Annotated in this window: 16 protein-coding genes and 3 tRNA genes; 7 read left to right on the forward strand and 12 right to left on the reverse strand. The window is 56.4% G+C overall.

The annotated features are described in order from the left end of the window. Nucleotides 1-97: 97 nt before the first annotated feature. From ACX9GU_RS23405 to ACX9GU_RS23420, 4 genes are all read left to right on the forward strand, one after another. Nucleotides 98-1,000: a LysR family transcriptional regulator gene (locus ACX9GU_RS23405; RefSeq protein ID WP_473193076.1), complete on the forward strand. Its 903-nt coding sequence runs from the start codon at nucleotides 98-100 to the stop codon at nucleotides 998-1,000. A gap of 114 nt (nucleotides 1,001-1,114) precedes the next feature. After that, nucleotides 1,115-1,201: transfer RNA gene (locus ACX9GU_RS23410), tRNA-Leu, on the forward strand. A gap of 35 nt (nucleotides 1,202-1,236) precedes the next feature. Next, nucleotides 1,237-1,323: transfer RNA gene (locus ACX9GU_RS23415), tRNA-Leu, on the forward strand. 41 nt (nucleotides 1,324-1,364) lie between these two features. Continuing rightward, a tRNA-Leu gene (locus ACX9GU_RS23420) sits at nucleotides 1,365-1,451 on the forward strand. A gap of 80 nt (nucleotides 1,452-1,531) precedes the next feature. Here ACX9GU_RS23420 and ACX9GU_RS23425 read toward each other — a convergent pair. Beyond that, complete coding sequence (locus ACX9GU_RS23425; protein ID WP_021808011.1) at nucleotides 1,532-1,816, reverse strand: DUF1435 domain-containing protein; 285 nt, start codon at nucleotides 1,814-1,816, stop codon at nucleotides 1,532-1,534. 238 nt (nucleotides 1,817-2,054) lie between these two features. On the opposite strand from ACX9GU_RS23425, the gene ACX9GU_RS23430 reads away from it, so the two are divergent. Both ACX9GU_RS23430 and ampH read left to right on the forward strand, forming a co-directional pair. Then, nucleotides 2,055-3,125 carry a GGDEF domain-containing protein gene (locus ACX9GU_RS23430; RefSeq protein ID WP_473193077.1) on the forward strand — a complete coding sequence of 357 codons (1,071 nt, stop codon included), beginning with the start codon at nucleotides 2,055-2,057 and terminating at the stop codon, nucleotides 3,123-3,125. Nucleotides 3,126-3,266: 141 nt separating this feature from the next. Continuing rightward, nucleotides 3,267-4,409: a D-alanyl-D-alanine-carboxypeptidase/endopeptidase AmpH gene (ampH, locus tag ACX9GU_RS23435; protein ID WP_141131090.1), complete on the forward strand. Its 1,143-nt coding sequence runs from the start codon at nucleotides 3,267-3,269 to the stop codon at nucleotides 4,407-4,409. An 11-nt stretch (nucleotides 4,410-4,420) separates the two neighbouring features. On the opposite strand, the gene hpaA is transcribed toward ampH, so the two are convergent. From hpaA to ACX9GU_RS23480, 9 genes are all read right to left on the reverse strand, one after another. Further along, a complete protein-coding gene (gene hpaA / locus ACX9GU_RS23440; RefSeq protein WP_473193078.1) occupies nucleotides 4,421-5,317 on the reverse strand; it encodes a 4-hydroxyphenylacetate catabolism regulatory protein HpaA in 897 nt (298 codons plus the stop codon). 123 nt (nucleotides 5,318-5,440) lie between these two features. Continuing rightward, the gene (hpaX, locus tag ACX9GU_RS23445) at nucleotides 5,441-6,811 is read right to left on the reverse strand and encodes a 4-hydroxyphenylacetate permease (protein WP_473193079.1); all 1,371 of its coding nucleotides are present in this window, start codon (nucleotides 6,809-6,811) and stop codon (nucleotides 5,441-5,443) included. Nucleotides 6,812-6,822: 11 nt separating this feature from the next. Next, nucleotides 6,823-7,620 carry a 4-hydroxy-2-oxoheptanedioate aldolase gene (gene hpaI, locus ACX9GU_RS23450; RefSeq protein WP_473193080.1) on the reverse strand — a complete coding sequence of 266 codons (798 nt, stop codon included), beginning with the start codon at nucleotides 7,618-7,620 and terminating at the stop codon, nucleotides 6,823-6,825. Between the two features lie 11 nt (nucleotides 7,621-7,631). Further along, entirely contained in the window at nucleotides 7,632-8,435 is an 804-nt protein-coding gene (gene hpaH / locus ACX9GU_RS23455) for a 2-oxo-hept-4-ene-1,7-dioate hydratase (RefSeq protein WP_473193081.1), read from the reverse strand. A gap of 14 nt (nucleotides 8,436-8,449) precedes the next feature. Further along, a complete protein-coding gene (locus tag ACX9GU_RS23460) occupies nucleotides 8,450-8,836 on the reverse strand; it encodes a 5-carboxymethyl-2-hydroxymuconate Delta-isomerase (protein WP_021179191.1) in 387 nt (128 codons plus the stop codon). A 9-nt stretch (nucleotides 8,837-8,845) separates the two neighbouring features. Further along, nucleotides 8,846-9,703: a 3,4-dihydroxyphenylacetate 2,3-dioxygenase gene (hpaD, locus tag ACX9GU_RS23465; RefSeq protein ID WP_473193082.1), complete on the reverse strand. Its 858-nt coding sequence runs from the start codon at nucleotides 9,701-9,703 to the stop codon at nucleotides 8,846-8,848. 106 nt (nucleotides 9,704-9,809) lie between these two features. Further along, nucleotides 9,810-11,264, reverse strand: coding sequence for a 5-carboxymethyl-2-hydroxymuconate semialdehyde dehydrogenase (gene hpaE / locus ACX9GU_RS23470; RefSeq protein WP_021808003.1), 1,455 nt, complete (start codon nucleotides 11,262-11,264; stop codon nucleotides 9,810-9,812). Then, nucleotides 11,261-12,025, reverse strand: a complete 765-nt coding sequence (locus tag ACX9GU_RS23475; protein WP_024485489.1) for a fumarylacetoacetate hydrolase family protein — start codon at nucleotides 12,023-12,025, stop codon at nucleotides 11,261-11,263. The genes hpaE and ACX9GU_RS23475 overlap by 4 nt, the downstream gene beginning before the upstream one ends. 2 nt (nucleotides 12,026-12,027) lie before the next feature. Continuing rightward, entirely contained in the window at nucleotides 12,028-12,654 is a 627-nt protein-coding gene (locus tag ACX9GU_RS23480; protein ID WP_473193083.1) for a fumarylacetoacetate hydrolase family protein, read from the reverse strand. A 260-nt stretch (nucleotides 12,655-12,914) separates the two neighbouring features. Here ACX9GU_RS23480 and hpaR point away from each other — a divergent pair, with 260 nt between their 5' ends. Continuing rightward, entirely contained in the window at nucleotides 12,915-13,358 is a 444-nt protein-coding gene (hpaR, locus tag ACX9GU_RS23485) for a homoprotocatechuate degradation operon regulator HpaR (protein WP_021179186.1), read from the forward strand. A 178-nt stretch (nucleotides 13,359-13,536) separates the two neighbouring features. Here the strand turns inward: hpaR and ACX9GU_RS23490 are convergent, their stop codons facing one another. Further along, nucleotides 13,537-14,328: an SDR family oxidoreductase gene (locus tag ACX9GU_RS23490; RefSeq protein ID WP_473193084.1), complete on the reverse strand. Its 792-nt coding sequence runs from the start codon at nucleotides 14,326-14,328 to the stop codon at nucleotides 13,537-13,539. A gap of 4 nt (nucleotides 14,329-14,332) precedes the next feature. Next, complete coding sequence (locus tag ACX9GU_RS23495; protein ID WP_473193085.1) at nucleotides 14,333-15,124, reverse strand: MoaF C-terminal domain-containing protein; 792 nt, start codon at nucleotides 15,122-15,124, stop codon at nucleotides 14,333-14,335. Nucleotides 15,125-15,133: the final 9 nt, after the last annotated feature.

Below are 15,133 nucleotides of genomic sequence, written 5' to 3' on the forward strand. Positions count from 1 at the left end.
TGGATGTCGAAACAAAGTCTGGTTGTTTATGCCACAAAGATAAATAATGCAGATTGCACATCACTGTTCATAAATCACCAACAATGCGGGCGGCAAAATGGATCAGGTTCAGGCTATGCGCATCTTTACCCGGATCGTGGAACTAGGCAGCTTCAGCCGCGCGGCCGAACGGTTGCAACTGCCGCGAGCCACGGTTAGCAACGTGCTCAAACGCCTGGAGCAACGGCTTGGCGTCAGATTATTGGTGCGCACTACGCGCCAGGTTCAGGTTACCGCCGAGGGGACGCTGTACTACCAACGTTGTCTGCACCTGCTGGACGCCATGGAAGAAGCAGATACCCTGTTCAGCCACCATAAGCTGCAACCTACCGGCAAGGTGCGGATCGATATGCCCCATTCGCTGGCGCGGGAAATCGTCATCCCAGCGCTCGATCAGTTCTATCAGCGCTATCCAGAAATAGAAATTGCGTTGGGGGCCAACGACACCCACGTTGATCTGTTGCGCGAAGGTGTGGACTGCGTACTGCGGGCTTGGGAGACCGAAGACGATACGCTGGTTGCCCGGCGGATTGCCCAACTGCCCCAGCTCACCTGCGCCTCTCCCGCCTATCTAGAGACGTTTGGTACTCCGCAGTCGTTAGATGAGCTGCAACATCATCGGGCGGTGGGCTATTTCTCCTTGGTGAATAACCGCAACTACCCGCTGGAATTTTGCCGTGATGGCCGCCTTGAGCTGCGCGAATTGCCAAGCAGATTGAGCGTTAGCGGGGCCGATGCCTATACCAGTGCCTGCCGTGCCGGGTTGGGGCTCATCCAGGCAGCGCGTTATACGCTCTCTCCCTGGTTGCAAAGTGGTGAACTGGTGGAAGTGCTGGCCGATACGCCACCACCGCCGATGCCGATCTACATCATGTATCCGCCTGGCCGTTTCCTCGCGCCACGTGTCAGGGTATTGATTGATTGGCTGATTACGTTGTTCGAGGGCCATAAAAAGCGCTGATATGCCGTTTTTTACAGCAAACGCCGCTAAACCGGGAAATAACTATTGACGTCCCCGCCAAAATCTCTAGAATTCGCCTCCGTGGTAGCGTTACTCCGGTAGCGTATCTGGTATGCGAAGGTGGCGGAATTGGTAGACGCGCTAGCTTCAGGTGTTAGTGTCCTTACGGACGTGAGGGTTCAAGTCCCTCTCTTCGCACCAAATAACCACATGATTTATATTGCACAGCATCGTATGCGAAGGTGGCGGAATTGGTAGACGCGCTAGCTTCAGGTGTTAGTGTTCTTACGGACGTGAGGGTTCAAGTCCCTCTCTTCGCACCAAGCTGGTGATATAAATCAAAATCAAAAACACATCAAACTGTGCGAAGGTGGCGGAATTGGTAGACGCGCTAGCTTCAGGTGTTAGTGTTCTTACGGACGTGAGGGTTCAAGTCCCTCTCTTCGCACCACTTGATGAGTTCTCTTCTAGCTGTTCCTGCATAAAAACTCACTGAAAAAAACCAACACGCTCAGGCGTGGTTTTGTCGTTTCAGTTAAAGCTGAAATGCAGGCTGATTGCGGCAAGTCCACCGGCCAGAGCCATGCAGGAAGGGAGCAGCAGGTAATGACGCCAGCGGCTGTTAAACAGCATAACCAGCGTGGCCAGCATAGCAACCACGATCAGAGTACGCAGTTGCATCATATCCAGGTCGATCAACGCCAGAAACGGCATCAGAGCACAGGGCAGCAACACGCCCCAGGCGCTGGCAAGCCGATTGCCCAGGCACCAACTGATGCCCCATAATCCACAAGCGGTAACCATGGCAGCTAACATGATAACCCTACCTTTCAAGTGATAATGATAACCAATATCATATAACACTTTTTTTTGGCCCGCACTCTTTTCAAGATCCGGCTGAACGCGGATGACAGCCTGCTGGAAAAATGTTAATTTCATATAAGAAAATTCTTAACATTTATAGTCTGTTAATAATAACCAATAGGAATTATTCAGCAGGCATTGTCTAACATTTTTCCTTCGACCGGCCCCATTGGTAAAGAGTGATCCCCGTATGAACTCGCGTTCTTATCAGCAACTGCAAACCAGCAAACAGCGCTTATCCCTGTTTCTTTTCTTGTTGATGAATGCAGCCTCTGCCATTTTTACTTTATTCGTGCCCTTTAAAGAGACCCCGGCCTTCACGCTGCCGCTAATCTGCATTCCGGCGATTTGCCTGGCGGCCATGTTATTTACGCTGTATTCGCCCCGCCACTACGTCCAAAGGCTCAACCTGCTCGCCATCATCCTTGGGCTGCTGTGGGCGGCACACATCTATAGTAAGAGCCAGCTTACCGCCAGTGACAACCACGGCTTTTTGCTGATCAGCCTGTTCAGTATTTTCTTTATCAGCGCGATCTCGCTGACGGATAACCTGCTGGCCTTCTGCCTGCACGCCGTTCCCTCGGCGCTGATAATCCTGTGGCTGGACGGCATGCATAACACCATGCGAATTCTGTTCACCACCCTGCTGCCGATCGTCGCCTTCTCGGTGCATCATTTGCTGTTGAAGCGCAGCGAAATGTTTACCCAACATCTGGTGGCCAACCTGTATCACGAACGGGATAAGTTCAGCGATCTGAGCATGATCGATCCGCTAACCGGCCTGTATAACCGCCGTGGGCTGGGAAGCAAACTGGATCAGTTGCTCTCGCCGACTTCGGGCAACCACTTTGTGCTGCTACTCGATATCGACCACTTCAAGGTCTACAACGATCGCTACGGTCACACCCTGGGCGATCAAGCATTAGTCCAGGTGGCAACGACCATCCGCGATGCGGTGCGCTCACGGGATATCGTGGTGCGTTACGGTGGAGAAGAGTTTTTGGTTCTGCTGACCAACGTCGGTGAAGATTACGCGGCCTATCTGGCGGAAAAGGTGCGCCAATGCGTGCAGGAATTGACCATTACCCATCGTTTCCACACGCAGGAGACAACCAGGGTGACGTTAAGCGCCGGGATTTCTGCGCTGGATAAACTGGATATCGACTCTGCGATCTGTGCCGCCGACGCCGCGCTGTACCGGGCCAAAAACAGTGGCCGCAACAATATTCAGCTAGCCCCCCACCCGCAGCCAGTCGCCTGATCTTTTCCCCTTCGCCGGAAGGGGAAAGGTGAAAAACTTTTACCTGTCGCCACTTTTACCACATGCCAATCGCGCCGTAGCGCATTACACTAGCGGACAACTTACGCCTTCCCTGCCACATTTTTATATGGAACACGACCGTTGAAGACCTCACTCTCCACGTTATTGCTGGCGCTTGGCCTGTGTGCCACCCCCTTGGCCAGCCAGGCGACCGACGCGCAGCTCACCTCACAGATTGTCGATCAGTATGCTGAACATATCTTCTATAACAGCGGCGCAACCGGTATGGCGCTGGTGGTGATCGATAACAATCAGGTGGTTAACCGCAGTTTTGGCGATACCAAACCGGGCAACGATCTGCGTCCACGGCCAGATTCCCTGATCCGCATCGCCTCCATCACCAAACTGATGACCAGCGAAGTGATGGTCAAAATGGCGGCGGAAGGTAAGGTCAAACTCACCGATCCACTGCGCAAATATGCTCCCAAAGGGGCCGTCGTTCCTGCCTACAATTCACGCCAGCCGATTACCTTGCTGAACCTGGCAACGCACACCAGCGCCCTGCCGCGTGAGCAACCCGGCAAGAAACCGCCAAAAACGCCGGTGTTTACCTGGCCCACCAAGGCACAGCGCTGGCAGTGGTTGTCTCATGCCACCATTACCGTGCCACCGGGCGTGCGGGCGGCCTACTCCAACCTGGCCTACGACCTATTGGCCGATGCGTTGTCACGTGCCGCTGGCAAGCCTTATAACGTCTTGTTGCGCGAGAAAGTCACTGGTCCACTGGGGATGGTTGATACCACGCTGACGCCAAGCGCAGAGCAGTGCTCACGCCTGATGGTGGCTGCCTCTGGGCCAAGCGCCTGCCGCGATACCACAGCCGCCAGTGGCAGCGGTGGGGTTTACTCGACGCCGCGCGATATGCAGCGCTGGATGCAGCAGTTCCTCTCCTCCAACGTAAGCGGCTCGCGCAAGCCAACGGCCTTAACTGAACAAACCATGTATTTCCAGCGTAAAGATCTGACGTCACTGAAAGGCATGGATGTACCGGGTGAAGCCTCTGCTTTGGGATTGGGCTGGGTATACATGGCACCGAAAGATGGCCTGCCAGGGATCATCCAGAAAACCGGCGGCGGCGGCGGCTTCATCACCTATATGGCGATGGTGCCGCAGCAAAATATCGGCGTGTTTGTGGTCGTTACCCGCTCGGAGTTGACCAAGTTCACCAACATGAGCGATCCGGTCAACCGGCTAGTCGCGGATTTGGTGGCCAACAAAGGCTGACCCGCTCCTGGTTATGACAGCACGTGTTGCGTAGCGCGATAGGCGGAAGGCGAACAGCCTTCCAGCCGATTGAAGAAGCGTGCGAAGTAGGCAGGATCTTTGAACCCCAGACTGTAAGCCGTTTCATGCACCGTGCAGGCGCTGAATAGCAGCAGCCGTTTAGCTTCACGCAGTAGGCGATCGAAGATCAGCCGCTTGGGTGGCCGATTGGCAAAACGGCGGCATAGATCGTTGAGGCGTGATTCCGTCACCCCCAGCGACTGGGCATATTCCGGCACCGACAGATGATCGCGAAAACGCTCGTCCACCATCTTGTTAAAACGCTGGAACAGCTTCAGTTCGCCACGCACGCCGCTGGCAGCCTTGTCATCCAATGAGGTATTGCGCAGCATCAGCGTGAATACCGCCTGGGCCAGCAATGCCAGCGTCTGCTCGCGCCCGGCCATCTTTTGGCTAAACTCGCGGGAGATCAGTTCCCAATAATGCCCAAGTGCCGCCAACTCCTGCGGTACTGCGGCCAGCGAAAGGCAAATCCCCGGCATATCCAGCGCCAGATTGCTGCCCGGATACAAGCGTTCCAGCAACGGCCAGATCAGCTCCTGGCGCACCGTTAGCACGTGGCCATCGCTGTCTGGTTCGGTGAAAAAGGCGTGTGGCACAGAGGGCGGGGTGAGGATAAACAGCGGAGCCTGCACCGAATAGTGCTGATCGTCCAGCTGCAGCTCTATCCTGCCGGTGGCCAGATAATGCAGTTGGAAGAAGCGATCGTGCCAGTGCACCTGCATATCCCGGCCAAAAAACGCCGCCAGCCCGGCAAAAGTTTCGTAGTGCACCTCATCAGCGGCGTAACGCGCGTCATACTCTTTGCCAATATCGATATTGGCGATAAAGCCGGTACTTTTCTGCACGTTGTCCTCCGGTGAAAATAAGAGAAGGAATGGGTGAAAAGGAAAAGATTACCGATTCAATTCCCCCTCACCCCGACCCTCTCCCAAAGGAAGAGGGGGCGTATCCTCAAGCACAATCAAAGTTTATGGCGTGGCCCGCGGGCGCGAGTCTTTCATCGGGATACGCCATACCAGCACGGCCCCGATAATCAGCAACGCCGAGACAAAATAGAGCCCGGAGTTAAAGCTGCCGGTCACATCCTTGAACCAGCCGATCAGCAGCGGGCTGACCGCCGAGCCGATGTTACCGGTGGCGTTGATCACTGCGATCCCTACCGCCCGAGCTTCAAAGCTGATTGACTGATCCGGCGTGGTCCAGAAGATCGCCATCGCGGTAAACGAGCCGACCGACGCCATCACGATCCCTAACAGTTGAACCATGCTGTGGTTGATCGCCGAGGCCAACAGCCAACCCGCGGCGGCAAACAGATAAGGCAGCGCGGTGTGGAATTTACGCTCCTGCAGGCGATCCGAACGTTTACTCCACCAGATCATACCGGCGATGGTACAGATTTGTGGGATCGCCGCCAGAAAACCGATCATGATGTTACTGCTGCTCTGGTTGAAGCTCTGCAGGATCTGCGGCGTCCAGATATTGATGGCGCTCAGGGTATTGGTGAGGCAGAAATAGGCCAGCGTATACATCAGCACCACCGGCGTCAGCACCTCACGCCACAGGCTGCGCTGCTGCAACGCCCGGTGGCTGCTTGGCCCTTCCGGCTGCACCAGTTGTAGCTTGTCGGCTTCCATCATCGCCTTCAGGCTGGCCTTCTCTTCGCTGGTTAGCCACTTGGCCTTGGCCGGTGTGTCGTCCAGGTAGAACCACACCACCACGCCGAGGATCACCGAGGGGATCCCTTCCAGCAGGAACAGCCATTGCCAGCCTTTCAGGTTCATCATGCCATCCAGCGCCAGAATATAACCGGACACCAGCGACCCCAACGCCATAGTGACCGGCATGGCAATCATAAACAGCGCGTTGGCCCGGGCGCGGTAAAACGCCGGGAACCAGTAGGTGAGATACACCAGGATCCCTGGCAGGAAGCCCGCTTCGGTAATGCCGACGATCATCCGCAGCACGTACAGGCTGGTTGGCCCAGTGGCGAACATGGTGCAGGTAGAAGCAATACCCCATAGCACCATGATGGTAGCGATCCAACGCCGTGCACCCACCCTGCTCAGCATCATGTTGCTGGGGATGCCGAAGATCACGTAGGTGACGTAAAACAGCGTTGCGGCCAGGCCGAACATGGTGGAGCTAAGACCAAGGTCCTGCTTCATGGTCAAACCGGCAAACCCGATGTTGATGCGGTCAAGGAACGAGAAAACAAACAACACAAATAAGAAAATAATCAGGCGCCGAAATAACTTTTTAATCACCGACTGCTCGGTGGCGGTTAACGCTTTATGTTGCTCTGCCGGGTTCAGCGGCTTGAGCGAATCGACGTTGCTCATGATGACTCCGATTAGTAAACGCCCTGGGATGGTGTCCCCGCCGGTTTATCCTGTTTGAAACTGCTGAGCAGGGAGTCTGCCGCCCGCACCAGCAGGGTGGTATCCACGCCAACGGCAACAAATAACGCGCCGGATGCCAGATAGTGCTGTGCCAGTTCCTGCTGCGCCATCAGAATGCCCGGTGCCTTGCCTGCGGCACGGATGCGGGCAATGGCATCGTCGATAGTGCGCTGCACTTCGGGATGCTGTGGATTACCGGCAAAGCCCATATCGGCACTCAGATCCGCCGGGCCGATAAAGACGCCGTCCACCCCTTCCACTTCCAGGATGGCATCCAGATTTTTCACCGCCTCTCGGGTTTCTATCTGCACCAGCACACACATCTGGCTGTCAGCAAGGTGCAGGTAATTCGGCACCCGGTTCCAGCGCGAGGCCCGAGCCAGCGCACTGCCGACCCCGCGAATGCCGTTTGGGGGATAACGAGTAGCTCGCACCGCCTCCTGCGCCTGTTCGGCGTTTTGGATCATCGGGATCAACAGGGTTTGCGCGCCGACGTCCAGCAGCTGTTTGATCAGCACCGGATCGTTCCAGGCCGGGCGCACCACCGGATGGCTGGCATAAGGCGCGACCGCCTGCAACTGGCCCAATACCGTTTGCACATTGTTGGGCGCATGTTCGCCGTCGATCAGCAGCCAGTCGAACCCGGCTCCGGCCAGCAGTTCCGCGCTATAGCTGCTGCACAGCCCCAGCCACAGGCCGATCTGCGGGCGTTTTTCCTGCAGGGCCTGTTTGAAATAGTTAGTTAGCATGGTGTTTCTCCTTAGACAAACCGGCAACTGATGCAGCCCATCGGGCCATAGTCGGCATGGAAGGTATCGCCCCGCCGCGCCGCCACCGGGCGGGTAAAGGAGCCGCCAAGAATGACCTGCCCGGCTTCCAGTTCCACGTCATACGGGGCCAGTTTGTTAGCCAACCAGGCCACACCGTTGGCTGGGTGATTGAGCACCGCCGCCGCCACGCCAGACTCTTCAATCACGCCATTGCGATACAGCAAGGCACTGATCCAACGTAGATCCAGCGCGTCTGGCTTGATCGGCCTGCCCCCCATCACCACACCCGCGTTGGCAGCATTGTCGGAAATGGTGTCGAACACCTTGCGTGGCCGCTGGGTTTGCGGATCGACGTTATGACTGCGAGCATCGATGATCTCCAACGCCGGGATCACATAATCGGTCGCGTTATAGACATCAAACAGCGTGCAGTTCGGCCCGCGCAGCGGCTTCGCCAGCACAAACGCCAGCTCCACTTCGACGCGTGGCACGATAAAGCGATCGATCGGAATGTCGCTGCCATCGTTAAAGAACATGTCGTCCAGCAGCGCGCCGTAGTCCGGCTCGGTGATCTGCGAGCTGACCTGCATGGCGCGCGAGGTCAGCCCGATCTTATGCCCCTTCAGAGTGCGCCCTTCGGCGATCTTCAGCTCAACCCACTGGCGCTGGATAGCATAGGCATCTTCAATAGTGATCTCCGGGTGATCCAGCGATAGCGCGCGGATCTGTTCCCGGCTCTGCTCGGCCTGATGCAGGCGCTGCACGGCTCGGCTCAGTACGTCTTTATCCAGCATTTACCACTCCTTGTTCAGTCCTTGCTAAACAGCGCATGGACGTTGTTCTGCTTATAATTGAGCACCGGATCCAGCTCTTCGATGGTGAAGGAGAGCGCCAGATAACGGTTAGCCATCAGCGCGGCAAAGTGATCCTTGATCAGGATGAACAGCATTTCGCCCACCTGTTGGCGGCTCTCCAGACTGCGGCCGTGGCCAATCTTCAGCGTCATATGCACAAAGGCATAGTTCTGCTTGCCGTCGGCCATCTGCCAGGTATCCAGCCAGATGGCGCGGCTACGGATGCCCGCCAGCGGGAAGATGCCGGTTTCCGCCAGCGCGTGATTAACCTTGTCGAACAGCGCGGGCAAATCCGCCTCCCGGCGGATGTTGTCAGTACATTCAGCGTAAAAATGGGGCATTGGGTATCCTCAGACTTCAGCAGGAAGAGGGAATATGCCGTTGACCTGGCCGGTTCCGGAACTGGCAAACAGTGGAGTCACGAACTCCACCTTGCCCTGATACTTGTCCCAGCCCAGCAGGCCCAGCAACATCACGGTGTCGTGCATATTGCCTTCGCCGTAGCAGTAATCGGCGTACTCTGGCAGCATTTCGCAGAACTCGCGGAAACGCCCTTCTTCCCACAGTTTCACTACCCTTTCGTCCATCTGCTGGTCGAACTGGCGGGTGTAGCTGTTCATGCCCTGCTCGGCACGCTGATCGTCGATAAAGCGGTGTGACAGCGAGCCGCTGGCCAATACCGCCACGGTGCCGTCGTATTTCTCAATCGCGGTTTTGATCGCTTCGCCCAGACGGCGGCTATCGGCAAAATCATGCACGGTGCAGAAGGCAGAAATGGAGATCACCTTGAAGTGCCGGTCACTGTTCATGTAGCGCATTGGCACCAGCGTGCCGTATTCCAGCTCCAGGCTTGGGATCTCGTGCGCCTTGGCACGTACGCCAAGCTTGCGGGCCTCATCGGCAATCATCTGCCCCAGCTCCGGGTTGCCGTCGTATTCATAGGTCATGTCACGAATGAAGTGCGGCAGCTCGTTGCTGGTGTAAAGCCCTTTGAAATGCGAGTTGCAGTTGATGTGGTAGGCGCTGTTCACCAGCCAGTGGGTATCGAACACGATAATGGTGTCGACGCCCATTTCGCGACAGCGGGCACTGATTTCTTTGTGACCATCAATGGCGGCTTGACGGCAGCCATGGTGTTCTCCTGGCAATTCAGACAGGTACATCGAAGGAACGTGTGTAATCTTTGCGGCTAATGCTAATTTACCCATATGTCCTCCTATTCCCTTTATCTTTCAGCCTGCAGCACGGCTGGCCGCAGGCTGATGTCTATCGGGTCTAGTCCTTGGTTGTTGTTTTAAAGGGCACGGAGCTATCTCACACTCCCCAACGTGGGATCGGGTGATCCCCCATGGAGATACAAACGTTTTTCATCTCGGCAAACACTTCGAAGCTGTACTCACCGCCTTCACGGCCGGTGCCAGAGGATTTCACCCCGCCAAACGGCTGGCGCAGATCGCGTACGTTCTGGGTGTTGACGAAAACCATACCCGCTTCAATATTGCGGGCCAGGCGCAGGACTTTGCTCACATCCTGCGTCCAGATGTACGACGCCAGGCCGTACTCCACATCGTTGGCCATGCGCAGGCCATCTTCTTCTGATTTGAACGGCAGGAGGCAGGCCACCGGCCCGAAGATCTCTTCCTGCGCGACACGCATATTGTTGTTAACATCGGCCAGCACCGTTGGGCGCAGGAAGTTACCATGGCTCAATCCGGCCGGTTTATCCGGGCCGCCAGCCAGCAAAGTGGCCCCTTCTTCGATACCCAGGCGGATATAACCGGAGACTTTTTCCCAGTGCTGCGGGCTGATTAACGCACCAACCTGGGTATTGGGATCCATCGGATCGCCTACGCGCAGGCGGTTGGCACGTTCGGCAAAGCGTTTGACGAATTCCGGGTAAATGCTTTCTTGAATGAAAATGCGTGAACCTGCGGTGCAACGTTCACCGTTGATCGAGAAGATGGTGAACAGCGCCGCATCCAGCGCCCGTTCGATATCGGCATCCTCAAAGATCAGCACCGGCGACTTGCCGCCCAGCTCCATCGAGAACTTCTTCAGCCCGGCGCTTTCAATAATGCGACGGCCGGTTGAGGTACCGCCGGTGAAGGACACTGCACGCACGTCTTTATGACGTACCAGAGCATCCCCCGCCGTTGCGCCATAACCTTGCACCACGTTCAGCACCCCGGCAGGAATACCGGCTTCCAGCGCCAGTTCACCCAGGCGATCTGCCGTCAGTGGCGAAAGCTCGGACATTTTCAGCACCGCAGTGTTACCCAGCGCCAGGCAAGGCGCGGTCTTCCAGGTGGCTGTCATAAACGGCACGTTCCACGGCGACACCAGAGCACACACGCCCACCGGCTGGATCAGCGTGTAGTTGAGCATCTTGTCGTCCACCGGGTAGGTGCGGCCATTCATCTGCTGGCAGATTTCGGCGAAGAACTCAAAGTTGTGCGAGGCGCGTGGGATCAGCACGTTTTTGGTCTGGTGGATCGGCAACCCGGTGTCCGCGGTTTCCATCTCGGCAATCTGCGGCACGTTCTGGTCGATCAGTTCACCCAGGCGACGCATCAGGCGCGCACGCTCTTTCATCGGCGTATTGGCCCATTTCGGGAAGGCTTCTTTGGCTGCGGCTACTGCCTGGTCGATTTCGAGCTGGCCACCGGACGCCACTTCCGCCAGCACCTCGCCGTTAGCCGGGTTGGTAGTGGTGAAATACTCTTTGCTGGCGACGTTCTTGCCGTTGATCCAATGGTTGATGGTTTTCATCCCTTGCTCTCCTCGTAATCTTTTTCACTGATGATGTGGTTAACCAAGCGGCCAATGCCTTCGATCTCCACCACAATTTCATCCCCGGGCTGCACGTCGGCCAGCCCTTTCGGCGTGCCGGTGGCGATCATGTCGCCAGGCTGCAACGTCATAAATTCACTCAGGTATTCGATCAGGTACGGGATGTCGAAAATCATGTCGGCAGTGGTGCCGCGCTGGCGTAGTTCACCGTTAACATAGGTGCTGAGCGTCAGGTTATGCGGATCCGCGACATCGTCACGATCGACAATGTAGGGGCCGATAGGCGTCAAGGTGTCGCGGCTTTTCACCCGCAGGTTAGGGCGGTAGTAGTTTTCCAGGTAGTCGCGGATGGCGTAGTCGTTACACAGGGTGTAACCGGCCACGTAATCCATCGCCTGCTCGCGGCTGACGTTGCGCGCGGTTTTACCGATCACCGCCACCAGCTCCGCTTCGTAGTGCATGTATTCCACCTGCGCTGGTCGCACGGAAACCTGGCGGTGGCCGGTCAGGCTGTTTGGCCCTTTGAGGAACACCAAAGGCTCTTCCGGCGCTTTAAACTCCAGCTCACTGGCGTGATCGGCATAGTTCAGGCCGAGGGCAAATATCGTGCCCTGCGCCGGTGGCAGCCATTCCACATCGTACTCATCGAGCTTGCTGCCATCGGGCAGGGTAACGCTTAACTGGTCGTCTACGGTGACGTTAACAATCTGGCCATGATGGCGGATACGAGCATGTCTCATGGTTATTCTCCTGCCTGCGTCACTGGGTTGGTAAGGGTTGGCAAACCTGCGGCCCGTACCGTCACTTGATCACCTGGCTTGATCTCAACCCGCTGGTGTGGCGTGCCAATCAGCAACGCATCCCCCGGTTGCAGGGTAATAAAATCGCTGATGGCGGCGATCAGTTCCGGCACCGAACGCACCAGATCGGCCGTTGACCAGCGATCCTGTTCCACGCCATTGATTTCGGTGATGATTTCCAGGCCGCTGGTGCTAGCCAGTGGAACAACCTCTCCCAGCGGGCAGAAACCGTCGCGGCATTTGGCTTTGATTGCTGGGCGATAGAAGCTGGTTTCCGGCAGGCTGACGTCGTTTGCCAAGGCGTAACCGGCCACATAATCGGCCACCTTATCCGCTGCCACCTTGCGGGCGGTGCGACCAATCACGACTGCCAGCGTTGCGCCACTTTGTACGGTTTCACCGGCCGGGAACGGGATGCTGCCACCGTTGGCAAGATGGGTATTGCGCGGTTTGATGAACCACACCGGCGTCTTGGGCGGCGTTTGGTAAGGGGCGGCGCGAAACGCCTGATCCCAGGCATCAAGCTGGCTGCGGTGGTTAAGTGCTACGGAAAATACGGTGCCTTTCATGCAGACTCCTTCTACGGAACGCCAATCATTAATATGTTAATGAATACTTTTATACGCTGTTCAGCATTTACGCAACGTTGTTAATTTAATTTGTGATCGTGATAACGAAATATTCACAAATTATGCACATTAGCGTTATTAATCAGCAAATTAACCTTTTTTGCAGGATTTTTACGTGACGGATCGCGTTTTGCCGTTCTCCGCCGGTCAAAAATTGGCTACTATTAAGTTGTTAATAAAATTAAGCCAAGGCCATCGACATGCATGAATCGTTAACCATCGCCCTGTTGCAGGCGCGTGAAACCGCCATGGGGTTCTTCCGCCCGATCCTGAAAAGCCACAACCTGACAGAGCAGCAATGGCGCATCATTCGCGTATTGGCCGATAATCGTTCCATTGAGTTTCACGAATTGGCCGCAGAGACCTGCATCCTGCGCCCCAGCCTGACCGGCATCCTGTCGCGCATGGAGCGGGATAAGCTGATCTTTCGCCTCAAGCCGGTTAACGATCAGCGCAAGCTGTACGTGTCCTTGACCCAGCAGGGTCAGGAGCTGTATGAACTGGCACGCCACCAGGTGGAACAGGGTTATGGGGAGATTGAAGCGGCATTTTCAAAGCAGAAGATGGATCAGTTGATGGAGCTGCTCGACGAGCTGATCCGCTTAGGGGATCAACAAGCTAACAACGTGGTTGCTCATAAATAGCCCTCACCCCAACCCTCTCCCACAGGGAGAGGGAGCTGATAGCCCCCGCTCTGTTGGGAGAATGAAGGTAATCTCAGCAAACTCGATCGCCCCCTCATCCAAGGTGCGTCACCGAATTTTCAAACCCACTCGATCGGTCCCCTCGCCCTTTGGGAGAGGGTTAGGGTGAGGGGCATCCTCAGTTAATGACAGGTTGGGCTTCCGGCAATAGCGCACCGCCATCCACTACCAGCGTCTGGCCGGTGATATAACTCGCAGCCGGCGAGGCTAAAAAGACCATCGCTGCCGCGATATCCTCCGGCTCCCCCAACCTGCCCAGCGGCACCGCAGCGGCAATCGCCTGATTCAGCGCTTCCCCACCCAGATTTGCCATCGCGGGCGTGCGGATCATCCCCGGCTCCACGCCATTCACCGTGATCCCTTCACATGCCAGTTCCAACGCGGCAGCGCGAATAAAGCCATTTACCCCCGCCTTGGAAGCCGCATAGTGTGCCAGCCCTGGGTAGGCCACCCTTGGCCCTGTGACCGATGATGTCACCAGAATACGTCCGCCACCCTGGCGCTTCATCCACGGCAACGCCGCCTGCGCCAGAAAGAACGGGGCCATCAAATTGACGCTCAAGGTGCGTTGCAACAGCTCGGCATCAATCTGGTTAAACGGTCTCAGCGGAAAATAAGCGGCGTTGTGGATCACCACGTCCAGCCGTTGATGCCGCTTCGCTATCTGTTCTACCAGCTCGGCAATCTGCCCTGCATCGGCCATATCACAAGCTGTAGCCTCCACGTTACAACCCAATTGGCACAAGCTTTCAGCCGCCTCCTGTGCCTTTTGCAGTTGTAAATCTGCCATCACCACCTTGGCCCCCAAACGTGCAAAGGCGCTGACGATCGCCAGCCCAATGCCCTGCGCACCGCCGGTCACCAGCACCACCTGCCCGGCAAACGCATCACTGGCATAAATCGCCGTCATCGGCTCAGGCCTTAGGGTAATGCGTAGTGTTCAGGATCTGCGCGTGAGCGCCCACGGCAAAGTTGCTCAGGCTGCTGAAATCACTGCCCTGATAACCGAGGATCTTGCCATCGGTGCGCATCTCTTGCAGGTCGATCATCACTACGCCAAGCGTCGGAATGATCTTCTCGCGCCAGACGAACAGATACAGCTTCTCCGCCACTTTGACGTAATGGCAGCGATCGACATCCGCCAGCCCTTTCTCGACCCCGTCCAAGCACTGCCAGGCGTAGAAATTATTGTTCAGATAAATATGCTCATAGCGCTCCGTCGGGCTGTAGGTATACAGATTACGCATCCCGATCAGTTCGTCGGTAAACTGCGGCAACGCTGCATCGCTGTTATCCAGTCGGCCAAAGCGGAATTCGGCATTCACCGCCGTTAACGGCAACCCCTGCTCTACCCGGCTAAAAGCGTCCAGCCGCGCCTGTGATTCTTCCGGCAACTGGCCATAGACGGCGGTAAAGTTACCCTGCTGACGATCGCACACCAGCGTAACGCTACCGTTAGGCCGCTGCGGATCGAGGAAATCGATAAACAGGATCCCTGGGCGAATGCCGGTGGCCCGGTAATCAACCCGTTGATCTCCCCACTGCAGGGTTTGATCGTTGTTAAAGCGGCACTGCACCGTTTCCCCTTCGGCAAAATGGAACGCCAGCGAAGTACCGGCCAAATCCTGCTGCTCCAGCGTATGGCTGTGAGGGGCGAAACCTTCCGCCAGTGCGCCAACCTGAATAAATACCGCTTCTGAACTCATGACAATCTC

This window comes from Serratia sp. K1WW1, from assembly GCF_055790865.1.

What these genes read in the sequence shown, in the direction of transcription:
- ACX9GU_RS23495 (WP_473193085.1), bottom strand. Translation starts at nt 15,124, where the DNA reads ATGAGTTCAGAAGCGGTATTTATTCAGGTTGGCGCACTGGCGGAAGGT.
- hpaR (WP_021179186.1), top strand. Translation starts at nt 12,915, where the DNA reads ATGCATGAATCGTTAACCATCGCCCTGTTGCAGGCGCGTGAAACCGCC.
- ACX9GU_RS23475 (WP_024485489.1), bottom strand. Translation starts at nt 12,025, where the DNA reads ATGAGACATGCTCGTATCCGCCATCATGGCCAGATTGTTAACGTCACC.
- ACX9GU_RS23460 (WP_021179191.1), bottom strand. Translation starts at nt 8,836, where the DNA reads ATGCCCCATTTTTACGCTGAATGTACTGACAACATCCGCCGGGAGGCG.
- hpaE (WP_021808003.1), bottom strand. Translation starts at nt 11,264, where the DNA reads ATGAAAACCATCAACCATTGGATCAACGGCAAGAACGTCGCCAGCAAA.
- ACX9GU_RS23480 (WP_473193083.1), bottom strand. Translation starts at nt 12,654, where the DNA reads ATGAAAGGCACCGTATTTTCCGTAGCACTTAACCACCGCAGCCAGCTT.
- ACX9GU_RS23425 (WP_021808011.1), bottom strand. Translation starts at nt 1,816, where the DNA reads ATGTTAGCTGCCATGGTTACCGCTTGTGGATTATGGGGCATCAGTTGG.
- ACX9GU_RS23405 (WP_473193076.1), top strand. Translation starts at nt 98, where the DNA reads ATGGATCAGGTTCAGGCTATGCGCATCTTTACCCGGATCGTGGAACTA.
- hpaX (WP_473193079.1), bottom strand. Translation starts at nt 6,811, where the DNA reads ATGAGCAACGTCGATTCGCTCAAGCCGCTGAACCCGGCAGAGCAACAT.
- hpaI (WP_473193080.1), bottom strand. Translation starts at nt 7,620, where the DNA reads ATGCTAACTAACTATTTCAAACAGGCCCTGCAGGAAAAACGCCCGCAG.
- ACX9GU_RS23430 (WP_473193077.1), top strand. Translation starts at nt 2,055, where the DNA reads ATGAACTCGCGTTCTTATCAGCAACTGCAAACCAGCAAACAGCGCTTA.
- hpaH (WP_473193081.1), bottom strand. Translation starts at nt 8,435, where the DNA reads ATGCTGGATAAAGACGTACTGAGCCGAGCCGTGCAGCGCCTGCATCAG.
- ACX9GU_RS23490 (WP_473193084.1), bottom strand. Translation starts at nt 14,328, where the DNA reads ATGACGGCGATTTATGCCAGTGATGCGTTTGCCGGGCAGGTGGTGCTG.
- hpaD (WP_473193082.1), bottom strand. Translation starts at nt 9,703, where the DNA reads ATGGGTAAATTAGCATTAGCCGCAAAGATTACACACGTTCCTTCGATG.